At 73.3% G+C, this 24,702-nt stretch carries 16 protein-coding genes and 1 pseudogene; 7 read left to right on the plus strand and 10 right to left on the minus strand.

Annotated features, from left to right (window positions below; genetic code table 11):
• Window positions 1–215: 215 nt before the first annotated feature.
• On the plus strand, window positions 216–542 hold the full coding sequence (locus ACQP0T_RS20685) for a transglycosylase SLT domain-containing protein (RefSeq protein ID WP_433869567.1): 327 nt from the start codon (window positions 216–218) through the stop codon (window positions 540–542).
• Window positions 543–612: 70 nt separating this feature from the next.
• On the opposite strand, the gene ACQP0T_RS20690 is transcribed toward ACQP0T_RS20685, so the two are convergent.
• Complete coding sequence (locus ACQP0T_RS20690) at window positions 613–1,323, minus strand: FadR/GntR family transcriptional regulator (protein ID WP_433869568.1); 711 nt, start codon at window positions 1,321–1,323, stop codon at window positions 613–615.
• Window positions 1,324–1,501: 178 nt separating this feature from the next.
• Between ACQP0T_RS20690 and ACQP0T_RS20695 the strand changes: the two genes are divergently transcribed.
• Together ACQP0T_RS20695 and ACQP0T_RS20700 are read left to right on the plus strand one after the other, a co-directional pair.
• Window positions 1,502–2,887: a gluconate:H+ symporter gene (locus ACQP0T_RS20695; RefSeq protein WP_425570133.1), complete on the plus strand. Its 1,386-nt coding sequence runs from the start codon at window positions 1,502–1,504 to the stop codon at window positions 2,885–2,887.
• A gap of 236 nt (window positions 2,888–3,123) precedes the next feature.
• On the plus strand, window positions 3,124–5,427 hold the full coding sequence (locus ACQP0T_RS20700; protein ID WP_433869569.1) for a HelD family protein: 2,304 nt from the start codon (window positions 3,124–3,126) through the stop codon (window positions 5,425–5,427).
• A gap of 260 nt (window positions 5,428–5,687) precedes the next feature.
• On the opposite strand, the gene ACQP0T_RS20705 is transcribed toward ACQP0T_RS20700, so the two are convergent.
• Both ACQP0T_RS20705 and gltB read right to left on the minus strand, forming a co-directional pair.
• A complete protein-coding gene (locus ACQP0T_RS20705; protein WP_433869570.1) occupies window positions 5,688–7,193 on the minus strand; it encodes a glutamate synthase subunit beta in 1,506 nt (501 codons plus the stop codon).
• The gene (gene gltB / locus ACQP0T_RS20710; RefSeq protein ID WP_433869571.1) at window positions 7,186–11,736 is read right to left on the minus strand and encodes a glutamate synthase large subunit; all 4,551 of its coding nucleotides are present in this window, start codon (window positions 11,734–11,736) and stop codon (window positions 7,186–7,188) included. Before gltB ends, ACQP0T_RS20705 begins: the two co-directional genes overlap by 8 nt.
• 569 nt (window positions 11,737–12,305) lie before the next feature.
• Here gltB and ACQP0T_RS20715 point away from each other — a divergent pair.
• The 3 genes from ACQP0T_RS20715 to ACQP0T_RS20725 are packed head-to-tail and all read left to right on the plus strand — an operon-like array spanning window position 12,306 to window position 15,078.
• Window positions 12,306–13,244, plus strand: coding sequence for an ABC transporter substrate-binding protein (locus tag ACQP0T_RS20715; protein WP_433869572.1), 939 nt, complete (start codon window positions 12,306–12,308; stop codon window positions 13,242–13,244).
• Window positions 13,241–14,302 carry a FecCD family ABC transporter permease gene (locus ACQP0T_RS20720; protein ID WP_345354982.1) on the plus strand — a complete coding sequence of 354 codons (1,062 nt, stop codon included), beginning with the start codon at window positions 13,241–13,243 and terminating at the stop codon, window positions 14,300–14,302. Before ACQP0T_RS20715 ends, ACQP0T_RS20720 begins: the two co-directional genes overlap by 4 nt.
• Complete coding sequence (locus ACQP0T_RS20725; RefSeq protein WP_433869573.1) at window positions 14,299–15,078, plus strand: ABC transporter ATP-binding protein; 780 nt, start codon at window positions 14,299–14,301, stop codon at window positions 15,076–15,078. The genes ACQP0T_RS20720 and ACQP0T_RS20725 overlap by 4 nt, the downstream gene beginning before the upstream one ends.
• A gap of 92 nt (window positions 15,079–15,170) precedes the next feature.
• Here ACQP0T_RS20725 and asnB read toward each other — a convergent pair whose 3' ends face one another.
• Entirely contained in the window at window positions 15,171–16,709 is a 1,539-nt protein-coding gene (gene asnB / locus ACQP0T_RS20730) for an asparagine synthase (glutamine-hydrolyzing) (protein ID WP_433869574.1), read from the minus strand.
• Between the two features lie 49 nt (window positions 16,710–16,758).
• Here asnB and ACQP0T_RS20735 point away from each other — a divergent pair, with 49 nt between their 5' ends.
• Complete coding sequence (locus ACQP0T_RS20735; protein WP_345354990.1) at window positions 16,759–17,499, plus strand: IclR family transcriptional regulator; 741 nt, start codon at window positions 16,759–16,761, stop codon at window positions 17,497–17,499.
• Window positions 17,500–17,508: 9 nt separating this feature from the next.
• Here ACQP0T_RS20735 and lgt read toward each other — a convergent pair whose 3' ends face one another.
• The 6 genes and pseudogenes from lgt to ACQP0T_RS20765 form a co-directional block, all read right to left on the minus strand.
• Window positions 17,509–18,612, minus strand: a complete 1,104-nt coding sequence (gene lgt, locus ACQP0T_RS20740) for a prolipoprotein diacylglyceryl transferase (RefSeq protein WP_433869575.1) — start codon at window positions 18,610–18,612, stop codon at window positions 17,509–17,511.
• 138 nt (window positions 18,613–18,750) lie between these two features.
• Complete coding sequence (gene trpA / locus ACQP0T_RS20745) at window positions 18,751–19,545, minus strand: tryptophan synthase subunit alpha (RefSeq protein WP_433869576.1); 795 nt, start codon at window positions 19,543–19,545, stop codon at window positions 18,751–18,753.
• Window positions 19,542–20,807 (minus strand): tryptophan synthase subunit beta, encoded by a 1,266-nt coding sequence (gene trpB, locus ACQP0T_RS20750; protein WP_433869577.1) that lies wholly within the window; start codon window positions 20,805–20,807, stop codon window positions 19,542–19,544. Before trpB ends, trpA begins: the two co-directional genes overlap by 4 nt.
• Before the next feature lie 113 nt (window positions 20,808–20,920).
• Window positions 20,921–21,733, minus strand: a complete 813-nt coding sequence (trpC, locus tag ACQP0T_RS20755; RefSeq protein ID WP_433869578.1) for an indole-3-glycerol phosphate synthase TrpC — start codon at window positions 21,731–21,733, stop codon at window positions 20,921–20,923.
• A gap of 762 nt (window positions 21,734–22,495) precedes the next feature.
• A complete protein-coding gene (locus ACQP0T_RS20760; RefSeq protein ID WP_433869579.1) occupies window positions 22,496–23,101 on the minus strand; it encodes a Trp biosynthesis-associated membrane protein in 606 nt (201 codons plus the stop codon).
• Window positions 23,079–24,646 (minus strand): annotated as a pseudogene (locus tag ACQP0T_RS20765) (anthranilate synthase component I). Before ACQP0T_RS20765 ends, ACQP0T_RS20760 begins: the two are co-directional and overlap by 23 nt.
• Window positions 24,647–24,702: the final 56 nt, after the last annotated feature.

The following is a 24,702-nucleotide window of genomic DNA, read 5'->3' on the forward strand; positions in this document are numbered from 1 at the left end:
CGCGGCGCACGTCACCCCGCTGGCCGCCGAGGCGCGGACCGCCCTCGACGCCGCCGCTCCCCCGAACCGGCGGCGCATCCCGGACCGGCGCACCCCGAACCGGCGGCCTCCCCCGGGGCGCCGACCCCGCCCCGCGCGTTCCCGAGGCCCCGGCCCCGGAACCCGCTCCGCAGGCGCCCCCGAAGGACGAGGTCGGCCGGTGGATCGACGAGGCCGTGGCGGTGCTGGAGGAGCACGGCGTGCCCTCCGACAAGCTCAACCGCGAGGCGATCCGCACGATCATCATGCACGAGTCCGGCGGCGACCCCGACGTGGTGAACAGCTGGGACTCCAACGCGCTGGCCGGCACCCCCTCCAAGGGCCTGATGCAGACCATCGAGCCGACCTTCGAGTCCTTCGCCCTGCCCGGGCACGGCGACATCCTGGACCCGGTCGACAACATCGTGGCCGCCACCCGGTACGCGATCGAGCGCTACGGCTCGCTGTCGAACGTGCCCGGCGTCCTCGGCGTCAGCTCGGGCGGCAGCTACCAGGGCTACTGAGCTCCTCGGCGGTGTTCCCGCGGCGGGTTCTCCGCAGCGGGAGGACCGCCGCGCGCACCACCGGCGAACGTCAGGACTCGGCGGCGGCCGGTTCGCCGAGCAGCGCGATCGTGCCCTCCAGCGCCTCGGCGACCAGCTCCCGCATGGCCTCCTCGGCCCGCGCCCCGTCACCGCTGCGGACGCACTCGGCGATCTCGCAGTGCAGCCGGACCGCGACCGGACGCGGGTGCGACGGCATCAGCCCGTGCCCGGTCCGCCACCGCAGCACCTCCCCGACGACCTCGTGGAGCTGGGCGAACATCGGGTTGCCCGAGGCACCGAGAACGGCGCGGTGGAAGGCGCAGTCGGCGTCCACGAACTGCGCCAGGTCCCCGGCCCGCGCGGTCGCGACCATCCGCTCCGCGAGGCCCACCAGGTGCGCGGCCTGCTCGTCGGAGGCGTTGCGGGCGGCCGCCGAGGCGGCCACCGGCTCGATCGCGGTGCGCAGTTCGGCCAGGGTGCGCAGCTGCGCCTCCCGGTCGACCGACAGCAACCAGCGGATCAGCACCGGGTCGAAGGCGTTCCACTCGGCGCGCGGGCGGACCACGACGCCGACCCGCTTGCGGCTCATCACGAGCTGGATGGACGCCAGCGTGCGCACCACCTCGCGGGCCACGCTGCGCGAGATGCCGAAGCGCCGCTCCATCTCGTCGATCCGGAGCACCGTGCCGGGCGGGTGCAGCCCCGCGCTGATCTCGCGACCGAGCTCCTCCACCACCTTGCCGTGCAGCCCGCCGCCCACCGGCACCTCCCTCGTCGGATCGCCCCCAACATAGGTGAGTGATCCGGATAACGGCATACTTTATCGGTACGGACCCTTGTAAAGTCATACTTATTGCCTAGGCTGTGGCGGCGCACCAGCTCAATGAGGAGCCCATCTCATGCTTCACAGCCTCACGGGCGGCTCGACCGACGTCGCCCTGCTCGCCCAGGCCGCGGGCACCTGGACCGGTCACGACACGCGGCTGCTGCTCGCCGCCGTCACCGGTATCGCGGTCATCGTCCTGCTGATCAGCTGGGCCAAGCTGCATCCCTTCCTCTCCCTCGCGCTGGGCGCCGCGGCGCTGGGCCTGGTCGCCGGGATGCCGATCAGCGACCTGGTGGAGACCTTCACCGGCGGTGTCGGCTCCACCGTCGGCGACGTCGGGCTGCTCGTGGCCCTCGGCGCGATGCTCGGCAAGCTGCTCACCGACACCGGCGGCGCCGACGAGATCGTCGAGACGGTGCTGCGGCGCACCACGGACAAGACCCTGCCGTGGGCGATGGTGTTCATCGCCGCGCTGCTCGGCCTGCCGCTGTTCTTCGAGGTCGGCGTCGTCCTGCTGGTGCCGATCGTGGTCATGGTCGCCTCCCGCGCGAAGCAGCCGATGCTCAAGATCGGCATCCCCGCGCTGGCCGGGCTCTCGGTCCTGCACGGCCTCGTCCCGCCGCACCCCGGCCCGCTGGCCGCGGTCGACTCGCTGGGCGTGGACCTCGGGCTGACCCTGGCGCTGGGCATCGTGGTGGCCATCCCGACCGCGGTGGTCGCCGGACCGGTCTTCGGCTCGTTCATCGCCAAGCGGGTGGAACTGCCGCCCGCCACCCACCTGCTCGGCGGGGGCACCGACGAGCCGGCGGAGGACTCCGACACCCCGGTCCGCCGGCCGAGCTTCTGGACGGCCGTGGCCATGCTGCTGCTGCCGGTCGTGCTCATGATGGGCAAGTCGGTCGCCGACCTGGTGCTCGCCGAGGGCGGGATCGCCTACCTGGTGCTCGACACCGTCGGCACCCCCGTGGTGGCGCTGCTGCTGACCGTGCTGATCGCGCTCGTCGTCCTGGGCCGGGGCGCCCGGCTGGGCCGCGCGAAGCTCTCCGACATCGTCGGCGGCTCGCTGCCCGCCATCGCCGGGATCATCCTGATCGTCGGTGCGGGCGGCGGGTTCAAGGAGACCCTGGTCGAGTCCGGCGTCAACGACATGATCATCGACGTCGCCTCCGGCACCAACCTCTCGCCGCTGGTGCTGGGCTGGCTGATCGCGGTCGGCATCCGGGTCGCCACCGGGTCGGCCACCGTGGCCACCATCTCGGCGGCGGGCATGGTGGTGCCCCTGGTGGCCGGGCTCGACCCCGCCCAGGGCGCGCTGGTCGCGCTGGCCATCGGCTCCGGCTCGCTGTTCCTCTCGCACGTCAACGACGCGGGGTTCTGGCTGGTCAAGGAGTACTTCGGGATGAGCGTCGGGCAGACCCTCAAGACCTGGTCGGCGATGGAGACGCTGATCTCGGTCGTGTCGTTCGTCGTGATCCTGGGGCTGAGCGCGGTCCTGTGACCCACGGGCGGCCGGCCCCACCCGGCCGCCCGGCCACGCGCTCCGCCGACGAGTGAGGGGCACCCCGCACCACGTGACGTGGTGCGGGGTGCCCCTCACTCATGTCACGTCCGGGTGATCGGCGGCCCTGCGCGCGCACCTCGCGACGAGCCGGGTGCCCCCGCCGCGCGCGGTATATTGGTGGGTCGGGCCCGCGCGGACCCGCTCCCCAGACCCGTTCCACGAAGGTGGCGCAATTGTCCAACGCCCGAGCCGATCGGGATGCCCACGCCGACCAGCGCGGCCGGGAGATCGCCGACGAGCAGGATTACCTGTCCATGCTCTACGCGAAGCTCGACGACCTGCGCGAGGAGACCACCCGACGCCTGCGGACGACCCTGCGCGACAGCGGCGGCTCCCCGCAGGCCCGCACCGAGCGGGACATCTCGACCCGGATGTACACCGACCGGCTCACCCAGATCAGCGCGGTGGAGCACGGGCTGTGCTTCGGGCGGCTGGACCTCGACGGGGGCGAGAGCTTCCACATCGGACGGCTCGGCCTGTTCGACGAGGAGCACGACTACGAGCCGCTGCTCGTCGACTGGCGCGCCCCCGCCGCGCGGCCGTTCTACCTGGCCACCGCCGCGTCGCGGGACGGCGTGCGGCGGCGCAGGCACCTCCGGACCAGCATGCGCCGGGTGCTGGACTTCGAGGACGAGGTGCTCGACCTCGACGCCGCCGAGCAGGGCAGCGACCTCGGCCTGGCCGGTGAGGCGACGCTGCTGGCCAAGCTCGACGCCCGCCGGACCGGGCAGATGCAGGACATCGTCGAGACCATCCAGGGCGAGCAGGACCGGATCATCCGCGCCTCGATGAACGGGGTGCTGGTGGTGCAGGGCGGGCCGGGCACCGGGAAGACCGCGGTCGCGCTGCACCGGGCCGCCTACCTGCTCTACACCTTCCGCGAGCAGCTCGCCAAGCGCGGCGTGCTCGTCGTCGGCCCGAACGAGACGTTCCTGCGCTACATCGGCCAGGTGCTGCCCTCGCTGGGCGAGACCGGCGTGCTGCTGTCGACCACCGGCGGGCTCTACCCCGGCGTCACCGCCACCGGCGCGGATTCCCCGCGCGCGGCGGAGATCAAGGGCCGGGCCGACATGGTCGCGGTGCTGACCGCCGCGGTGCGCGACCGCCAGCGGGTGCCCCGGGACTACGTCGAGATCACCTTCGACCGCGCCCCGCTGCGCTTCCACCGCAAGGCCGTCACGCAGGCCCGCACCAAGGCCCGGCGCGCCCGCCGCCCGCACAACCTGGCCCGGCGGGTCTTCCGCGACGAGCTGTACGCCGCGCTGACCCTGCAGGTGGCCGACCGCTACGGCCGCGACCTGCTCGATCCGCGCGACCTCGACGAGATCAGCGCCGAGCTGCGGGCGGACCCGGCGGTCACCGCCGAGGTCGAGGCGCTGTGGCCGGAGCTCACCCCGCAGCAGGTGCTCGACGAGCTGCTCTCCGACGCCGACCGGCTGGCCGACGCCACCCGCAAGCACCTCGACGACGCCGAGCGCACCGCCCTGCTGCGCGAGCCGGGCGCACCGTGGACCGCCGCCGACGTGTCGTTGCTCGACGAGCTCGCCGAGCTGCTCGGCGAGGACGACGCGGCGACCCGCGCCGAGCAGGACCGCAGGCAGCGCGAGGAACTCGCCTACGCCCAAGGCGTGCTGCACATCATGGAGCAGGACGAGGAGATCGCCGACGAGGAGCGGCTGCGGGTCTCCGACGTGCTCGACGCCGAGCTGCTCGCCGAGCGGCAGCAGACCCGCAGCGACCTCACCGCCGCCGAGCGGGCCGCCGAGGACCGGACCTGGACCTTCGGGCACGTCATCGTCGACGAGGCCCAAGAGCTCTCCCCGATGGCCTGGCGGGTGCTGATGCGGCGCTGCCCGAGCCGGTCCATGACCCTGGTCGGCGACGTGGCGCAGACCGGTGCCCTCGGCGGCGCCCGGAGCTGGGGCGAGGTGCTCGGGCCCTACGTCCAGGACCGGTGGAACCTCGCCGAGCTGACGGTGAACTACCGAACCCCGGCGGAGATCATGGCGCTGGCCGCGAACGTACTGTCCACGATGGACACCGATCTGCGGGCGCCGGTCTCGGTGCGCACCAGCGGGCACGAGCCGTGGACGCGGCAGGTCCCCGAGGAGCACCTGGCCGCCGAGCTGCCGGAGCTGATCGCCGCCGAGCGCGCGTCGATCGGCGACGGCACCCTCGCGGTCCTGCTGCCCCCCGAGCTGCTCGCCGACCTCGGCCCCGCCCTCGCGACGTCGGTGCCCGGTTCGGCCATCGGCACCGACCCGGAGGGCCTGAGCTCCCCCGTCGCGCTGCTCACCGTCGAGCAGTGCAAGGGCCTGGAGTTCGACGGGGTCCTGGTGGTCGACCCGGAGCGCATCCTGGACGGCTCGGAACACGGCGCGAACGACCTCTACGTCGCCCTCACCCGCGCCACCCAACGCCTAGGCATCGTCCACCCCGGACCCCTCCCCGACCTCCTCCACCCGTCCGGGAAGTGAGTGAGGGGCACCCTTGCCCAAGTTAGGACCGCTTTCAGAACGGCTTGCGTGGCGGTGCGGGTAGCGGAACCTCAGCGGTCTTCTCGCTCCGGGAGCCGCTCCTGATGTACCAACCACGTACACGGCGTCACGGCTGTCCTCGCGAGAAGACCGCTGAGAACCCGCGGAGGTGCAAGCTGACAGCCTCACCGCATGCGGCTCCGCCGCATACTGAAAAGACCCCTAACTGGGACAAGGGTGCCCCTCACTCAAAAAAGGGTTCAGGCTACTGCGAGGGGTAGAGCTGTGGGGTGCACCGGGCTGGGGAGGCGGGAGTCGCCGGTGAGGTGGGCGTCGACGGCGTTGGCCACCGAGCGGCCCTCGGCGATGGCCCACACCACCAGGGAGGCGCCCCGGTGGGCGTCGCCGCAGACGAACACGTCGCGGGCGGTGGTCTCCCACGTCGAGCCGCAGGCGATGGCGCCGCGGGCGGTCAGCTCGATGCCGAGCCCGTCGAGCAGCGGCATGCGCTCGACGCCCTCGAAACCGATGGCCAGCAGCGCCAGGTCGCAGGGCAGCTCCTGCACCTCGTCGGAGACCGGGACGACCTGCCTGCGGCCGTCGGCGTCGCGCTGCACCGAGACCTCGCGCAGCCGCACCGCGCGCACCCGGCCCTGCTCGTCGCCGACGAACTCCTCGATCGCCACGGCGAAGCGCCGCTCGCCGCCCTCCTCGTGCGCCGCGTAGGTGCGCAGGACGTACGGCCAGGTCGGCCACGGCGAGAGGTCGTCGTCGCGGGCCGTCGGCGGCTGCGGGTAGTTGTCGAGCTGGGTGACGCTGAGCGCGCCCTGCCGGATCGCGGTGCCGTAGCAGTCCGCGCCGGTGTCCCCGCCGCCGAGGATGATGACGTGCTTGCCCTCGGCGGTCAGCGCCGACGGGCCGTCGCCCTCGCGCTCCTTGTTCGCCGGGACCAAGTGCTCCATCGCCAAGTGCACGCCGTCGAGCTCGCGGCCCGGGATGGTGCGGTCGTCGCGGCCGCGCAGCGCGCCGACCGCGAGCACCACCGCATCGAACCGCTCGCGCAGCGCGGCGACGGTGAGGTCCACGCCGACCTCGCAGCCGGTGACGAACTTCGTGCCCTCGGCGCGCATCTGGCCGAGCCGCCGGTCCAATGCGGACTTCTCCATCTTGAACTCGGGGATGCCGTAGCGCAGCAGGCCGCCGATCCGGTCGTCGCGCTCGTGCACCGTCACCTCGTGCCCGGCGCGGGTGAGCTGCTGGGCGGCGGCGAGCCCGGCCGGGCCGGAGCCGACGACCGCGACCCGCTTGCCGGTGTGCACCTCCGGCACCTGCGGAACGACTTCGCCGTTGTCCCAGGCGACTTCGGCGATGGTCTCCTCGACCCGCTTGATCGCCACCGCGCCGCCCGCGTCCGGCGAGATCGCCAGCACGCAGCCGGCCTCGCACGGCGCCGGGCACAACTTGCCGGTGAACTCCGGGAAGTTGTTGGTGGCGTGCAGCCGGTCACCGGCCGCCGACCACTGCCCGCGGCGCACCATGTTGTTCCACTCCGGGATCAGGTTGCCCAGCGGGCAGCCCGCGGAACCGGAGTGGCAGAACGGGATGCCGCAGTCCATGCAGCGCGCGGCCTGGGTGGCGACCTCGTCGGCCCGGGCCTCGGCGGACAGCGCCGCGTAGACCTCCTGCCAGTCGCCCAGCCGCTCGTCGACCGGACGCTTCGGCGCGTCCGCCCGGGGGTGCTTCAGGAAACCCTTGGGGTCAGCCACGGGAAGCCTCCATGATCGCCTCGTCCACGTCCCGGCCCTCGGTCTTCGCCAGGCGCATGGCCTCCAGGACTCGCTGGTAGTCGCGCGGCATCACCTTGGTGAACGCCGCGGAGCGGCGCGGCCAGTCGCCGAGCAGCGAGGCCGCCACCGCGGAGCCGGTCAGCTCGTGGTGCCGCCGCACGATCCCGTGCAGCCACTTCAGGTCCTCGGCGCCGGGCCGCTGCAGCTCGATCATCGCGGTGTTCACCCGCACCGGGTCGAGGTCGAGCACGTAGGCGATGCCGCCGGACATCCCGGCCGCCACGTTGCGCCCGGTCCCGCCGAGCACCACCGCGCGGCCCCCGGTCATGTACTCGAAGGCGTGGTCGCCGACGCCCTCGGCCACCGCGACCGCACCGGAGTTGCGCACGCCGAAGCGCTCGCCGACCTTGCCGCGCAGGAAGATCTCGCCACCGGTCGCGCCGTAGCCGATCACGTTGCCCGCGATCACCTGGTCCTCGGCGACGAACGCCGAGTCCGGGTGCGGGCGGACCACGATCCGACCGCCGGACAGGCCCTTGCCGACGTAGTCGTTGGCGTCACCGATGAGGTCCAGCGCGACGCCGCGCGGCAGGAACGCGCCCAGCGACTGCCCGGCCGAGCCCTCCAGCTCCACCTCGATGGTGCCCTCCGGCAGGCCGTCCCCGCCGAAGCGGCGGCTGACCTCCGCACCGAGCAGGGTGCCGACGGTGCGGTTGACGTTGCGCACCGGCAGTTGCAGCCGCACCGGGCGGGCGTCCTCCAGGGCCGCCTCGGCGAGCTGGATCAGGGTGCGGTCCAGCGCGTGCTCCAACCCGTGGTCCTGGCCGCGGATCTGGCGGCGCACCGAGGAGTACGGCGTCTCCGGCTCGGCGAACACCGGGGCGAGGTCCAGCCCGCGCGACTTCCAGTGCGCGACGGCCTCGTCGGTGCGCAACGCCGAAACCTGGCCGATGGCCTCGTCCAGGGTGCGGAAGCCCAGCTCGGCCAGGTATTCCCGCACCTCCTCGGCGACGAACTCGAAGAAGTTCACCACGTGCTCGACCTGGCCGGTGTAGCGCTTGCGCAGGTCCGGGTTCTGCGTCGCCACGCCCACCGGGCAGGTGTCGAGGTGGCAGACCCGCATCATCACGCAGCCCTCGACGACCAGCGGGGCGGTCGCGAAACCGTACTCCTCGGCGCCGAGCAGGGCGGCGACGAGCACGTCGCGCCCGGTCTTGAAGCCGCCGTCGGCCTGCACCACCACGCGGTCGCGCAACCCGTTGAGCAGCAACGTCTGCTGCGCCTCGGCGAGACCGATCTCCCACGGCGTGCCCGCGTGCTTGAGCGAGGTCAGCGGGGCCGCGCCGGTGCCGCCGTCGTGCCCGGAGATGAGCACCACGTCGGCGTGCGCCTTGGACACGCCCGCCGCCACGGTGCCCACGCCCAGCGCGCTGACCAGCTTCACGTGCACCCGGGCGTGCTCGTTGGCGTTCTTCAGGTCGTGGATGAGCTGCGCGAGGTCCTCGATCGAGTAGATGTCGTGGTGCGGCGGCGGCGAGATCAGCCCGACGCCGGGCGTGGAGTGCCGGGTCTTGGCGATCCACGGGTACACCTTGTGCGCGGGGAGCTGGCCGCCCTCGCCGGGCTTGGCGCCCTGCGCCATCTTGATCTGGATGTCGTCGGCGTTGACCAGGTACTCGCTGGTCACCCCGAAGCGCCCGGACGCGACCTGCTTGACCGCGGAGCGCCGCTGCGGGTCGTAGAGCCGGTCGACGTCCTCGCCGCCCTCGCCGGAGTTGGACTTGCCGCCGATCCGGTTCATCGCGACCGCCAGCGTCTCGTGCGCCTCCGCGGAGATGGCGCCGTAGCTCATCGCCCCGGTGGAGAACCGCTTCATGATCTCCGCGGCGGGCTCGACCTCGTCGACGTCGATCGGGGCGCGCCCGCTGTCGAACCGGAACAGCCCGCGCAGCGTGCCGCCCTCGGCGGCCAGCCGGTCCACTTCGGACGTGTAGCGGCGGTAGACGTCGTACTTGCCGGTCTTGGTCGAGTGCTGGAGCAGGAACACCGTCTCCGGGTTGAACAGGTGCAGCTCGCCCTCGCGGCGGTAGGCGTACTCGCCACCGACCTCCAGCTTGCGGTGGACCCGGTCGGTCGGGTTGTCCGGGTAGGCGCGGCGGTGCCGCTGGGCGACCTCCTCGGCGAGCACGTCGAGGCCGACGCCGCCCAGCTTGGAGGAGGTGCCGGTGAAGTACGCCGCCACGACGTCCTCGGCCAGTCCGACGGCCTCGAAGACCTGCGCCGCGGTGTAGGCGCCCACGGTGGAGATGCCCATCTTCGACATCACCTTGAGCACGCCCTTGACCAGCGCCCGCACGTAGTTGCCGATCGCCACCGCGGGCCGGATGCCGCTGATCTGGCCGGTGGAGATCATGTCCTCGATGGTCTCGAAGGCCAGGTACGGGTTGACCGCGGCGGCGCCGAAGCCGAGCAGGGTGGCGATGTGGTGCACCTCGCGGGCGTCCCCGCTCTCGACCACCAGGGCGACCCGCAGCCGCTCCTTGGTGCGCACCAGGTGGTGGTGCACCGCCGAGACCAGCAGCAGCGACGGGATCGGCGCGAACCGGTGATCGGAGTCGCGGTCGGAGAGCACCAGCACCCGGGCGCCGCCCGCGATGGCCTCCGAGGCCTCCTCGCGGACCCGCTCGATCGCCTCGGCCAGCGCCGCACCGCCGCCCTCGGCCTCGTACAGCCCGGACAGCACGGTGCAGGAGAAGCCGGGCAGGTCCCCGTCGTCGTTGACGTGGATCAGCTTGGCCAGCTCGTCGTTGTCGATCACCGGGGTGGGCAGCACGATGTGCCTGCTCGACGCCGGGGACGGTGCGAGGAGGTTCTGCTCGGGGCCCATCACGCGGGCCACCGAGGTGACGATCTCCTCCCGGATCGCGTCCAGCGGCGGGTTGGTGACCTGCGCGAACTGCTCGACGAAGTAGTCGTAGAGCATCCGCGAGCGCTGCGAGAGGGCGGCGGTGGGGGTGTCCGAGCCCATCGAGCCCAGCGGCTCCCCGCCGGTCTGCGCCATCGGGGCGAGCAGCATCGCGAGCTCTTCCTCGGTGTAGCCGAAGGAGAGCTGCCTGCGCACCACCGACGCGTGGCTCTGCACCACGTGCTCGCGGTCGGGCAGCTCGTCGAGGTGGAGCTGGCCGGCGTGCAGCCACTCGCCGTAGGCGTGCGCGGAGGCCAGCTCGGACTTGATCTCCTCGTCGTCGACGATCCGGCCCTCGGCGGTGTCGATGAGGAACATCCGGCCCGGCTGGAGGCGGCCCTTGGCCACCACCTCCTCGGGCTTGAGGCTGAGCACCCCGGTCTCGCTGGCCAGCACCACGCGGTCGTCGGCGGTCCGCCACCAGCGCGCCGGGCGCAGCCCGTTGCGGTCCAGCACCGCGCCGATCACGGTGCCGTCGGTGAAGGTGACGCAGGCCGGGCCGTCCCAGGGCTCCATCAGGCTGGCGTGGAACTGGTAGAAGGCGCGGCGGGCCGGGTCCATCTCGGCGTGGTTCTCCCACGCCTCCGGCACCATCATCAGCACCGCGTGCGGCAGGCTCCGGCCGCCCAGGTGCAGCAGTTCCAGCACCTCGTCGAAGGAGGCGGAGTCGGATCCGTCGTCGGCGCAGATCGGGTACAGCCGGGACAGGTCGCCCGGGATCAGGTCGGAGGCCAGCAGCGATTCGCGCGCCCGCATCCGGTTCCGGTTGCCCCGGACGGTGTTGATCTCGCCGTTGTGCGCCACGAAGCGGAACGGGTGCGCCAGCGGCCACGACGGGAAGGTGTTGGTGGAGAACCGGCTGTGCACCAGGCCGATCGCGCTGATCAGCCGCTCGTCGCGCAGGTCGGGGAAGAAGGCGGGGAGCTGCTCGGTGGTGAGCATCCCCTTGTAGACCAGGGTCCGGCTGGACAGCGACGGGAAGTAGAGCTCCAGCCCCTCGTCGGCGGCCCGCCGCTCGGCGCGCTTGCGCAGGCAGAACGCCAGCCGGTCCAGGGCCAGGCCGGACTCCTCGCGCTCCCCGGCGACCAGCACCATCGCGAAGTGCGGCATGCACCCGATGGCGGTCGGCCCGACCCCGGCGTGCTCCGGGGCGACCGGCACGTCGCGCCAGGCCAGCACCCGCAGGCCCTCCTCGGCGGCGAGGTCCTCCACCAGCCGGACGGCGCGCTGCCGGGCCTGCTGGTCGGCGGGCAGGAAGGCGATGCCCGCGGCGTAGCGGTGGGCACCGGAGGCGTCCGGCTCGGGCAGCGCGACCTCGACCTCGGAGCGCAGCAGCTCGTCGGGGAGCTGGAGCAGGATGCCCGCGCCGTCCCCGCTGGTCGGCTCGGCGCCCGCCGCGCCGCGGTGTTCCAGGTTGGCCAGCGCGGTGAGGGCGTCGGCGACGATGCCGTGGGAGCGGCGGCCCCGGACGTCGGCGACCATGGCGACACCGCAGGAATCCTGCTCCGCGGCGGGGTCGTACAACCCCTGGGGACCGGGTACGGCAGAGAAGACCACTGCGCAGACCTCCCTCGTCATCTCGTCGTGCTGAAGTCATCGACTTTCAGGACTTCTGGGCACGGGACGACACTGGCCCGCAAAATGGACGTCCGGCGGCTCGACAGAATTGTTCGGGCGGGAAGGCCCGGCTCGCTGCGGCCGGAGTTGTTCAGAGGACTTTAACAGCCACGATACCCACTGGCAGCACCTTGAGAGTGACGCTGACCATGTTGTTGCCGCGGCGGGCGATGGGTTAGGGCGCCCGGTCGCGGACACGATCGGTCATCGATGGCCACCGCTGGGTCGGCACCCGTCCACCCGCGATCGCCGCAGGCGTGGACACACGCCCACCTCCTGATATCTTTCCAGCTCAGGGCACCCGAGCAAAAGGTGTTCTGAGCAACGCCGCCGTCGAGCGAAATCCGGTGCGAACCCGGTGCTGTGCCGCAACTGTGATCCCCGGCCCCCGCCGGGTCGAGCCAGGCCGCCTCGGCGATCGGCGTGGACGTCCGCCACCCCCGGTGCAGGGGTGCGGCGCCGCCCGCCTCGGACGCGCCGCACCGCACCGGGCAGAACCGAGGGAAGACATGACCGGGTTCCGCCGCCTCGCCGCGCTGCTGTTCGCCGCGCTGGCCCTGCTCATCGGGGCCACCGCCTGCGCCACCCGACCCGAATCGGCCATCCCGGCACCGGTCGACGACCCGGCCTCGGCGTTCCCGGTCCGGGTCCAGCTCGGCGACCAGGAGCCGGTGACGCTGACTCAGCAGCCGAAGCGGATCGTCTCGCTGTCGCCCACCGCGACCGAGACGCTCTACGCCGTGGGCGCCGGTGAGCAGGTCGTCGCGGTCGATTCCTACTCGAACTTCCCGGAGCACGCGCCGCGCACCGAGCTGTCCGGGCTCCAGGCCGACGCGGCGGCCGTCGGCGCGCACGACCCGGACCTGGTCGTCGTGCCGGACAGCGCCACCGAGCTCGCCGAAGGGCTGCGCGCGATCGACGTCCCGGTGCTGCTCACCCCCGCCGCGGCGGACCTGAAGTCGGCGTACCGGCAGATCGAGGTGCTCGGGCAGGCCACCGGCCACCGCGAGCAGGCCCGCGACCTGGTGTCCACGATGCGGGAGGAGATCCGGCGCATCGTGGCGGACACGCCCAAGCCCCCGGAGCCGCTGACCTATTACCACGAGGTCAGCCCGGACTACTACACCGCGACCTCGGAGAGCTTCGTCGGCGACGTCTACTCCCGCTTCGGGCTGCGCAACATCGCCGACCCGGCGGGCGGACCGTTCCCGCAGCTCTCCGAGGAGCACGTGCTGCAGGCCAACCCGGACCTGATCTTCCTGGCCGACACCGAGTGCTGCCAGGTCACCGCCGCCTCCGCCGCGCAGCGCCCGGGCTGGGCGACGATGGACGCGGTGCGCGCGGGCAACGTGGTGGAACTCGACGACGACGTGGCGGGCCGCTGGGGGCCGCGCGTGGTGGAGCTCGTGCGGGCGATCGGCGACGGGATCGCCAAGGCCCAGGGGTGACCGCGACGACCGAGCGGCCGGCCAGGACCACCGCGCCCGTGCTGACCCCGACCAAGCTGCGCCCCCGGCACCTGCTGCTCGGCGTGCTCGCCCTGGTGCTGTGCACGCTGCTGTCGGTGCTGCTCGGCGCCGCCGAGCTCGGCTGGCAGCGGGTGCTCGGCGAGATCGCCGCCCAGCTCACCGGCGGGGTCTCCCCGCTGTCCGAGCGCGAGGCGGCGATCCTGTGGGAGCTGCGGGTGCCCCGGGTGCTGCTCGGGGTGCTCGTCGGCGCGGCGCTGGCGGTCTCCGGAGCGGCGTTCCAGGGCGTCTTCCGCAACCCGCTGGCCGACCCCTACCTGCTCGGCTCGGCGGCGGGCGCCGGGCTGGCCGTGACCGTGGTGATCACCACCGCGCCGCAGGCGGCCAGCGGACCGGTGGTGCAGCTCGCCGCCTTCGCGGGCGCCCTCGGCGGCGTCGGGCTGACCTGGGTGGTCGGCCGCACCGCGGGGCAGGACACCGCGACGCTGGTGCTCGCCGGGGTCGCGGTCGGCGCGTTCCTCACCGCCGGGCAGACCTTCGCGATGCAGCTCCGGGTGGACTCGTTGCAGCAGGTCTACATGTGGATCCTCGGCCGACTCACCACGACCGGGTGGCGCGAGGTGCTCGTCGTGCTGCCGCACCTGGTCGCCGCGGGCGTGGTGCTGTGGGTCTGCGCGCGGCTGCTGGACCTGCTCGGCACCGGCGACGAGGAGGCCGCCGCGCTGGGCGTGCGGCCCGGCCGGGTGCGGGCCGTGGTGCTGGTCGCCGCCTCGCTGGCCACCGCGGCCGCGGTGTCGGTGGCCGGGCTCATCGGGTTCGTCGGCCTGGTCGTGCCGCACCTGGTGCGGCTGGCGGTCGGCGGCACCTACCGGATCATCGTGCCGCTGTCGCTGCTCTACGGCGGGGTGTTCCTGGTGTCGGCGGACATGCTGGCCCGGACGCTGCTGGCGCCCGCCGAAATCCCGATCGGCGTCATCACCGCGTTCACCGGAGCGCCGTTCTTCGCGGTGCTGCTGCAGACCCGGAAGCGGCACGCGTGAGCGCGCTGCGGATCGAGGACCTCGCCGCCGGGTACCGGCGCGGCACCGTGGTCTCCGGGGTGACGACCACGGTGGGCTCCGGCGGCTGGCTGGCGGTCATCGGCCCCAACGGTTCGGGCAAGTCGACGCTGCTCAAGGCGCTGACCGGGGTGGTCCGGCACCGCGGGCGGGTGTTGGTCGACGGGCGGGCGCTGAGTTCGCTGAGCAGGCGCGAACGGGCCCGGGCGCTGGGGTACGCCCCGCAGATCCCGCAGCTGCCCCTCGGCTTGACCGTCACCGACTACGTGCTGCTGGGCCGCACCCCGCACCTCGGCGTGCTGGGCCGGGAGGGGCCGAGCGACGTCGCGGTGGTGGGCGCGCTGCTGGAGCGGCTCGACCTGACCCGGCTCGCCGACCGCCCGCTGACCACCCTCTCCGGCGGCGAGCAGCAGCGGGCGGTGCTGGCCCGGGCGCTGGCCCAGCGGGCCGGGGTGCTGCTGCTCGACGAGCCCACCACCGGGCTCGACGTCGGGCACGCCCAGGCCCTGCTCGACCTGGTCGACGAGCTGCGGCACGAGCTGGGCACCACGGTCGTCACGACGCTGCACGACCTGACGCTGGCCGGGCAGTACGCCGAGCGGCTGCTGCTGCTCGACGGGGGCCGGGTCGCCGCGGAGGGCACCCCGGCGGAGGTGCTCACCCCGGCGACGCTGGCCGAGCGCTACAGCGCGCGGGTCGCCGTGCTGCGCAACGCCGACGGTTCCCCGGTCATCGCTCCCACCCGTCCCACGATGTGAACCGAGTGAGGGGCACCTTCATCCGACATACTCGGATGAAGGTGCCCCTCACTCAGCTCCCGGACGGGCGGGCGTCCGGGATGTGGGACCGCTCAGGCGGTGGCGAAGCGGGTGAGGACCCGGTCCGGGCGGACCGCCGGGAGGGCTCGGCGGAACGCCCGGTAGTAGGCCAGCTCCTCCTTGGTGCGCACGCCGAGGGCGTCCCCGGCGGCGGCGAGGTCGGCGTCCGGGACGCGGTCCGCCCAGTACGGCGAAAGCAGGTCCTGCGCGCCGCTGCCGGTGCCGAACTGCTCCTTGCGCCGCCACAGCAGCTCCGCCGGCAGCCAGCCGGTGAACGCCCGCCGCAGGTGGCCCTTCTCCATCCCGTCCGGCTCCAGCGCCTTGTACGCCGCGGGCAGCGCGGTGGCGTGCGCGATGACCTCGGCGTCCAGGAACGGCACCCGCGCCTCCAGGCCGTGGGCCATGGTGACCCGGTCGCAGCGCTGCAGGTTGAGCCCGTGCAGCTCCTCCAGGGTCCGGACCAGCTCCGCGTCGAGGCCGGTGGCGTGCTCGGCGTGGTAGTAGGAGTACCCGGCGAACAGCTCGTCGGCGCCCTCACCGGTCAGCACGGCCTTGACGTGCCGGGAAGCCAGCTCGCTGAGGAACCAGTTGGGCACCGCGCTGCGGATCAGGCTGGCGTCGAAGGACTCCACCGAGGCCACGACCTCGTCCAGCACCTCGATCGCCTCCCGTGCGGTGAACACCGCCTCGTGGTGCTCGGTGCCCAGGTGCTCGGCGGCGGCGCGGGCGGCGAGCAGGTCCGCCGAGCCTTCGGTGCCGACGGCGAAGGTCTTGAGCCGCCGTCCCCGCTCGGCGCAGTGCTCGGCGGCGATGGCCGCGACCAGGCTGGAGTCCAGCCCGCCGGACAGGAACACGCCGACCTCCACATCGGCCATCAGGTGCCGCCGCACCGAGTCGACCAGCACCTCGCGGGTGGCCTTCTCCGCGACTTCCGGGGCGATGCCCTCCCACACCGCCGGGTCGGCCGCCGGGACCGCCGTCGCGAAGCGGACCACGCCCGCCTCCGGAGTCCAGTAGCAGCCGGGTGGGAACGACTCCACCGCGTCCTGCACCTCGGCGGGGAACGCCCGCAGCTCGGAGGCGAAGTGGACCGCCGCGCCGCGGCGGGCCCAGTACAGCGGCTTGATGCCGAGCGGGTCGCGGGCGGCCACGAACCGCCCGTCCGGCGCCGCCGCGCACAGCGCCCACATCCCGCGCAGCCGGTGCAGCTCGGCCGGTCCGCCGGTGCGCAGCAGGGCCAGCGCGGCTTCGCTGTCCGACGCGGTCCCGAAGACCGCGCCGCCGAGTTCCGCACGCACCTGCTCGTGGTTGTAGATCTCGCCGTTGCAGACCAGCGACCACCCGTCCGGGGAGGTCAGCGGCTGCCTGCCGCCGTCGAGGTCGACGATGGACAGCCGGGTGTGCCCCAGCCAGGCGTGCTCGCCGACGGTCCGGTGGTCGCTGTCGTCAGGACCCCGGTGCGCCAAGGCGAGGAGCATCCGGGTGCCCGCGTCCAGGTCGGGGGTCGAATCGGTCCGGTGTTGAGCAGCTATTCCGCACATGCCGTCGACCGTAGGCAGACCCGCGCCCATGCGGCAACGCTAGTTGCTCCATGCGCACGCGATGCCGCAGAATGATCGGGTGAGCGAAGGGCTGAGCAGCGTCCACCGGGCGCTGGAGGTGCTGCGGGCGCTGGGAGCGGGACCGATGCGGGTCCAGGACGTCGCCGAAGCGCTCGGCAAGGAGAAGACGCAGGTCTCCCGGACGTTGAAGGTGCTCGCCGAGGCCGGGTTCGCCGAACGCGACGCGGACCTGTCCTACCGGCTGGGCTGGGGCCTGTTCGCCCTGGCCGGGCAGGCCGGGGACGAACGGCTGCTGCACCAGGCGCCGGAGGTGCTGCGCGGGCTGGTCCGGCGGCTCGGCGAAGCCGCCTACCTGACCGTGCGCGGCGCGGACACGGCCGTCACGGTGCTCACCGAGCGGCCGGGCCGGGCGTTGCAGGCGCACGAGTGGATCGGCCGCACGACCCCGCTGAGCTGCACCTCCAGCGGCCGGGCGCTGCTGACCGGGCTGTCCGACGCCGAGCTCGCCGAGGTGCTGGGGGACGCTCCGCTGCCCGGCACCGACCGGGCGCCGCGCGACCTGCCCGCCCTGCTGCGCCGGGTGCGCGCCGAACGCGCGGCCGGGCACGTCGTGGCGGCCGAGGAGTACGAACCCGGGTTGGTCGCGGTGGCCGCGCCGGTGCGCGACTTCCGGGGCGCGGTGGTCGCCGCGCTCAACGTCTCGGCGCCGGTGTTCCGGCTGCCGCCGGACGCGCTGGAGCCCGTCGTCGCGGAAGTCGCCGACGCCGCCGGACGCCTGTCCGCGGCGCTCGGCGGCTGAGGGCCCGGCCTAGCGCGATCGGCGGTCGGTGTCCGCCGACTCCTCGCGCTGCCCGGTACCGCCCTCGTCGGTGCGCTCCGCTCCACCGCCGCGGTCGGCCTCCTCCTCCCGTGACGACCCGTCGTCCCGTGAAGACCCGTCGTCCCGGGCGGCGTCGTCGTCCCGGGCGGCGCCGTCGTGCGGCCCGGTGCCCGCGGGCTCCGACGCCCCGTCGGAGGAGTCGCCGCGGGTGCCCCACAGCAGCGCGGGGTCCTCCCGGCCACCGCGCACCAGCAGCAGGTAGGCCAGCGCGGCGAGCAGCACCGCGATGGAGGTGAACACGTTGATCCGGACGCCGAACACCAGCGTGGCGGCGTCGGTGCGCATCATCTCGATCCACACCCGACCGGCCGTGTAGCCCGCGACGTAGAGCGCGAAGACCCGGCCGCGCCCCATCCGGAACCGGCGGTCGGCCCACACCACGAGCAGGCAGACGCCGACGTTCCACAGCAGCTCGTAGAGGAACGTCGGGTGCACCACGACGATCGGCGTCTGGTCCAGGGCGACGCCGGCGATCGGATCGGCCAGCCCGGTCTCCGGGTCGATCCGGCGGTAGATCTCCAAGCCCCACGGCACGTCCGTCGGCGCCCCGTAGAGCTCCTGGTTGAACCAGTTGCCGAGCCGCCCGATCGCCTGGGCCAGCACCAGGCCCGGGGCGATGGCGTCGGCGAAGGCGGGCAGCGGGATGCCCCGGCGGCGGCAGCCGATCCAGGCGCCGACCGCACCGAGCGCCACCGCGCCCCAGATGCCGAGCCCGCCCTCCCAGATCCGGAAGATGTCCAGCGGGTTGCGGCCCTCGCCGAAGTATTTGTGCCAGTCGGTCGCGACGTGGTACAGGCGACCGCCGATCAGCCCGAACGGCACCGCCCACACCGCGATGTCGACGACGGTGCCCTCGCGACCACCGCGCGCCACCCAGCGGCGGCTGCCCCACCAGACCGCGACGATGATGCCCGCGATGATGCACAGCGCGTAGGCGCGCAGCGGGATCGGCCCGAGGTACCACACGCCCTGGGGCGGGCTCGGGATCGTGGCCAGGTGGGTACTCGCCGAGGCGGCGACCGAGGCGCTCACGGCCACCACCGTAGCGGTCCGGTCACCCGGTGCCGGTGGTGGGTGAGGGGCTCGGGACCGCCCCCGCTCGGCGGTGCCGGTGGCGGCTGCTCAGGTGGCCGCGCAGCGACCGCCGCCGCTGCGCGGTACCGGACGTCCTCAGCGCCCGCGCGCGCCGTCCGCGAGGTCGGCGGCCAGCCGCGCGACGCCGTCCCGGCCCTCCCGCTCGGCGGCGGAGACGAAGGCCGAACCGACGATCACCGCGTCGGCGAACCCGGCCACCTCGGCGGCGTGCTCGCGGGTGCGCACGCCCAGGCCCACGCCCACCGGGAGGTCGGTGTGCGCGCGGGTGCGGTCCACCAGCCCGGCGGCCGACGCGCCGACCGAGTCGCGGGCACCGGTGACGCCCATCACCGAGGTCGCGTAGACGAAGCCGGAGCTGGCCTTCGCGGTCATCGCCAGCCGCTCCTCGGTGGACGAGGGCGCGACCAGGTAGATCCGGTCCAGGCCGTGCTCCTCGGAGGCCGCGGCCCACTCGTCGGCCTCGTCCGGGATCAGGTCCGGGGTGATCACGCCGAGCCCCCCGGCCGCCTTGAGGTCGCGGGCGAAGGCCGACACGCCGTAGCGGTGCACCGGGTTCCAGTAGGTCATCACCACGGCGTGCCCGCCGCGCTCGGCGACGGCGGAGACGATGTCGAACAAGTCGCGCACCCGGAACCCGGCGCGCAGCGCGGTCGTGGCGGCGGCCTGGATGGTGGGGCCGTCGATCACCGGGTCGGAGAACGGGATGCCGATCTCCACGACGTCGCAGCCCGGCCGGTCACCGGTGCCCGCGAGCATCCCGTCGAGCAGCTCGACCGACTCGGCCACCGTCGGGTAGCCGGCGGGAAGGTAGCCCATCAGCGCCGCCCGCTGCTCCTGCTTGCACCGCTGGAAGACCTCGTCGAGGTTCACCGCGCCTCCTCCTCGTCGACCAGCCCGAAGTAGGTGGCCGCGGTATCCATGTCCTTGTCGCCGCGCCCGGACAGGCTCACCACGATGACGCCCTCCGGCCCGAGCTCCTGGCCCAGCCGCAGCGCGCCGGCCAGGGCGTGCGCCGACTCGATCGCCGGGATGATGCCTTCGGTGCGGGAGAGCAGCCGGAACGCCCGCATCGCCTCGTCATCGCTGACCGAGTGGTACTCGGCGCGGCCGGAGTCCTTGAGGTAGGAGTGCTCGGGCCCGACGCCCGGGTAGTCCAGCCCGGCCGAGATCGAGTACGCCTCGGCGATCTGGCCGTCGTCGTCCTGGAGCAGGTAGGACCGGGCGCCGTGCAGCGTGCCGGGGATCCCCGCGGTCAGCGTGGCGCCGTGCTCACCGGACTCGATGCCGTGGCCGGCGGGCTCGAAGCCGACCAGCCGGACCTGCGGGTCGTCGATGAAGCCGTGGAAGATGCCGATCGCGTTGGACCCGCCGCCCACGCAGGCCGCGACCGCGTCGGGCAGCCGGCCGGCCAGCGCCAACGCCTGCTCGCGGGCCTCCTCCCCGATCACCCGGTGGAAGTTGCGGACCATCACCGGGAACGGGTGCGCGCCCGCCGCCGTGCCCAGCAGGTAGTGCGTGTCGTCGACGTTGGTCACCCAGTCGCGCAGCGCCTCGTTGATCGCGTCCTTGAGCGTGGCCGAACCGGTGGCCACCGGGATCACCTCGGCGCCCAGCAGCCGCATCCGCGCCACGTTGAGCGACTGCCGCCGGGTGTCGACCTCGCCCATGTAGACCACGCAGTCCAGGCCGAGCAGCGCGCAGGCGGTGGCGGTGGCCACGCCGTGCTGGCCCGCGCCGGTCTCGGCGATGACCCGCCGCTTGCCCATCCGCTTGACCAGCAACGCCTGCCCCAGCACATTGTTGATCTTGTGCGAGCCGGTGTGGTTGAGGTCCTCGCGCTTGAGCAGGATCCGCGCGCCGCCCGCGTGCTCGGCGAACCGCCGAGCCTCGGTGAGCAGGGACGGCCGCCCCGCGTAGTCGCGCAGCAGCCGGTTCAGCTCGTCGACGAACGCCGGGTCGGCCTGCGCCTTGGCGTACTCGGCGGCCAGCTCGTCCTGCGCGGCGATCAGCGCCTCGGGCATGAACCGGCCGCCGTAGGCACCGAAGTGCCCGCGCTCGTCCGGGTCGTGCCCCTCGGGCACGGGCCTGCTGGGACGGTGCGCGCGAGCGGTTTCCGCACCGCTACCGGTCATGCGAAGCCTCCTGTCCTGCGGGCGGACGCCCGCAACGGAGCCGGGCGGGCGCCCGCCACCGGACGCCCGCCCGAATCGATCTTGGTCCGGAGCCTACCGGCCCGGCCGCCGGATCACCTGCTCGGCCGCGGGCACGCCGGGTGCGATCCCGCCGTCACGAGCTGGGTGACCGCCGATTTCGGGTTGTCGCTGGTCACCAGGCCCTCGCCGACCAACACCGCATCGGCACCGGACCCGGCGTAGGCCATCAGGTCGCTGGGACCGCGCACCCCGGACTCGGCGACCTTGAGGATGTCCTGCGGAAGCCCCGGGGCGATCCGGCCGAACACGTCCCGGTCCACCTCGAGGGTATGCAGGTTGCGGGCGTTGATGCCAATGACTTTCCCACCGGCCTCCAGCGCCCGGTCGGCCTCCTCGGCGGTGTGCACCTCGACCAGCGCCGTCATGCCCAGGGACTCGACCCGGTCCAGCAGCGCCTCCAGGGCGTTCTGCTCCAGCGCCGCCACGATGAGCAGCACCATGTCCGCGCCGTGCGCCCGCGCCTCGTGCACCTGGTACGGGCTGACCACGAAGTCCTTGCGCAGGATCGGCGTGCCCGGCACCCGTTCCCGCACCGCGTCGAAGTCCGCCAGCGACCCGCCGAAGCGGCGCTGCTCGGTCAGCACGCTGATCACCCGGGCCCCGGCCTCGGCGTAGTCGGCCGCCAGGTCCTGCGGTTCGCCGATCTCGGCCAGCTCGCCCTTGGACGGGCTGCGCCGCTTGACCTCGGCGATGACGCCGACGCCCGGTGCCCGCAACGCGGCGAGCACGTCGTGCGGTGGCGGCGCCGCCGCCGACCGCTGCTTGATCTCGTCGAAGGAGACGGCCGCCTCGCGGACCGCCATGTCCTCGCGGACGCCTTCGATGATGGAATCCAGAACGCTCACGCGAACACCTCGCAGGTCATGCCCCGAACACGCACCCGCGACGTCGCGCGGCTGAACGCATCGCGCTCGATCACGACACTCCCCTTCCCGCCGTGCCGTCGCTCATCCGATGCTAAACCCGCCCGCGGACCGGTCCTACCAAGGGGGCGGCCCAACGTCCCAGCGCAGCAAGGACCTTCCGCACTTGCCAGGAGGCCCGTCGACGAACCCGGCAACCCGAGGACGACCCCGACGAGGTGAACGAGGCCCCCGGAACCGAATCCGACCGATCCGGGCGAACCGGGCAGCCCCACCCGCCCAGGAGTCCCTCACCCGTTCGAGAACCAGGTGAGGGGCCCCTTGCCCAAGTAACCGGGACAAGGGTGCCCCTCACCTATCCACAAGCACCCCCACATGCACCACATGCACCACCATCAGGCAAGCGGCGAAGCGGTCGCCCCACGCACACGCGAAACCCGACCGCCGTCAGGCAAGCCACGCACGCGCGAAACCGGATCACCGTCAGGCAAGCGGCGAAGCCGCTTCCGCTTTGCCCCACGCACGCAACCGGCACCGCCGCGGGTTCTCAGCGGTCTTCTCGCGAGGACGCCCTGACGCTGTGTACGTGGTCGTACATGAGGAAGGGCGCCCGGAGCGAGAAGGCCGCTGAAGTTCCGCCACCCGCACCGCGCGCCAAATGGACCACAACACCTTCCCGACGAGAAGGCCGCTGAGGTTCCGCCACTTGCACCGCACGCAAAAAGACCACCACACCAAAAAGACTCAGCGGTCTTCGGTTGGGTCCCTTCCTTCATCCAACTCATCCCACATCCGCCGCTGCGGATCGTGCGAGACGGTGGCGCGCTGCTCGCCCGGGGCGGCGTACTTGGCGCCCATCGCGGGCATCCGCCCGCCGCGCAGCACCACCAGCAGCCCGGCGCCGAGCAGCACGACGGAGCCGACCGACATCAGCAGCGGGCCGATCGGGCTCAGGCTGGGCTCGCCGATCGGCGTGCTGCCGGGAGGCAGGCCGGGCCCGGCGCCGGCGAACCAGCCGAAATCGATCTGCCCGACGGCTCGGTAGACCAGCAGCCCGCCTGCGACGACGACCAGCGCGCCGACGACCCGGCGCAGCCAGCCGCCGGTGGCCAGCACCGCGGCGACGGCGGCGAGCCCGGCCAGCGCCAGCGGCACCAGCTCGGGGCGCACGTCACCGCCCGAGGCGCCGACCCGGCGCTCCCCGCCGAACTGGAGCCGGAACGCCTGGCTGGCCCACTCGACCGATCCGGCGGCCCACAGCAGGCCGGCGCCGAGCAGCATCAGCAGCACCACCGACCACAGCAGGCGCTTGGACGTGCGCGGGCCCTCAGAGCGTGGCTCGGTGGTCAACCGTCTCCTCCGATCCGCGGGGGCTGCGCAGGGTTTCGGCGGTGGCGACCGCGTTGAGCACCGCGCGCGCCTTGTTCAGGCACTCCCGGTCCTCCGCGACCGGGTCCGAATCGGCCACGATACCGCCGCCCGCCTGCACGTAAGCCGTGCCGTCGCGGACCAGGGCGGTGCGGATGGCGATGGCGGTGTCGGCGTCCCCGGCGAAGTCCAGGTAGCCCACGACGCCGCCGTACTGGGCCCGCCGGGTCGGCTCCAGCTCCTCGATGAGCTCCAGCGCCCGGGGCTTGGGCGCGCCGGAGAGCGTGCCCGCCGGGAAGCAGGCGGTCACCGCGTCGAAGGCGGTGCGGTCGTCGGCGAGCCGCCCGGTGACCGTGGAGACGATGTGCATCACGTGGCTGTAGCGCTCGATCCGGAAGAAGTCCACCACGTGCACCGAGCCCGGTCGGCACACCCGGCCCAGGTCGTTGCGGCCGAGGTCGACGAGCATCAGGTGCTCGGCGCGCTCCTTCTCGTCGTTGATGAGCTCCTTCTCCAGCAGCGCGTCCTCGTCCTCGTCGGCGCCCCGCCAGCGGGTCCCGGCGATCGGGTGCGTGGTGGCCTGCCCGTCGCGCACCGTGACCAGCGACTCCGGGCTGGAGCCGACGATGTCGAACGGGGTGCCGCCGTCGGGCGCCTCCATCCGCAGCAGGTACATGTACGGGCTCGGGTTGGTGGTGCGCAGCACCCGGTAGATGTCCAGCGAGTCGGCGCTGGTGGACATCTGGAAGCGCTGCGAGACGACGACCTGGAACGCCTCGCCGTCCCGGATCGCCTCCTTCGCCCGCTCCACCGCCGCGTGGTGCTCCTCGGGGCTGCGGCGGCGCTCGAAGTCGGGGCTCGCGGCGGACAGGACCGCCACGGTCGGCGGCGCCGGGGTGCACAGCCGCTCGGTCATGTCATCGAGCCTGCGGACCGCGTCGTCGTAGGCGGCGTCCACCCGCTCCGGGCTGTCGTCCCAGTTCACGGCGTTGGCGATGAGGGTGATGGTGCCCTCGTGGTGGTCCAGCGCGGCGAGGTCGGTGGCCAGCAGCATCACCATCTCGGGCAGCCGCAGGTCGTCCTCGGTGAGGTCGGGCAGCCGCTCCAGCCTGCGGACGATGTCGTAGCCGAGGTAGCCGACCATCCCGCCGGTCAGCGGCGGCATCCCGGGCAGCGGCTCGGTCTGCAGCAACCGGACCGACTCGCGCAGCGCCTCCAGCGGGTCGCCCCCGCTGGGCAGCCCGACCGGCGGCGTGCCGGTCCAGTGCGCGACGCCGTCCTTGACGGTCAGCGCGGCGGCGCTGCGCACCCCGACGAACGACCAGCGGGACCAGGAGCGACCGTTCTCCGCGGACTCGAACAGGAACGTCCCGGGGCGGTCGCCCGCGAGCTTGCGGTAGACGCCCAGGGGGTCTCGTCGTCCGCGAGCAGCCGCCGCACCACCGGGATCACCCGCCGTCCCGCGGCCAGCTCGCGGAACTCCGCACGTCCTGGGCTCGCACTGCCGAAATCACCGTCGCCGACCATGCCCGACATTGTGCCGCGCAGCCGGGGCCGGTCGGCGAGGACCCGTGCTTTGCCCC

It is taken from the genome of Saccharopolyspora sp. CA-218241 (genome assembly GCF_050954615.1).
In the GTDB taxonomy this organism is placed as follows: Bacteria; Actinomycetota; Actinomycetes; order Mycobacteriales; family Pseudonocardiaceae; genus Saccharopolyspora; species Saccharopolyspora cebuensis.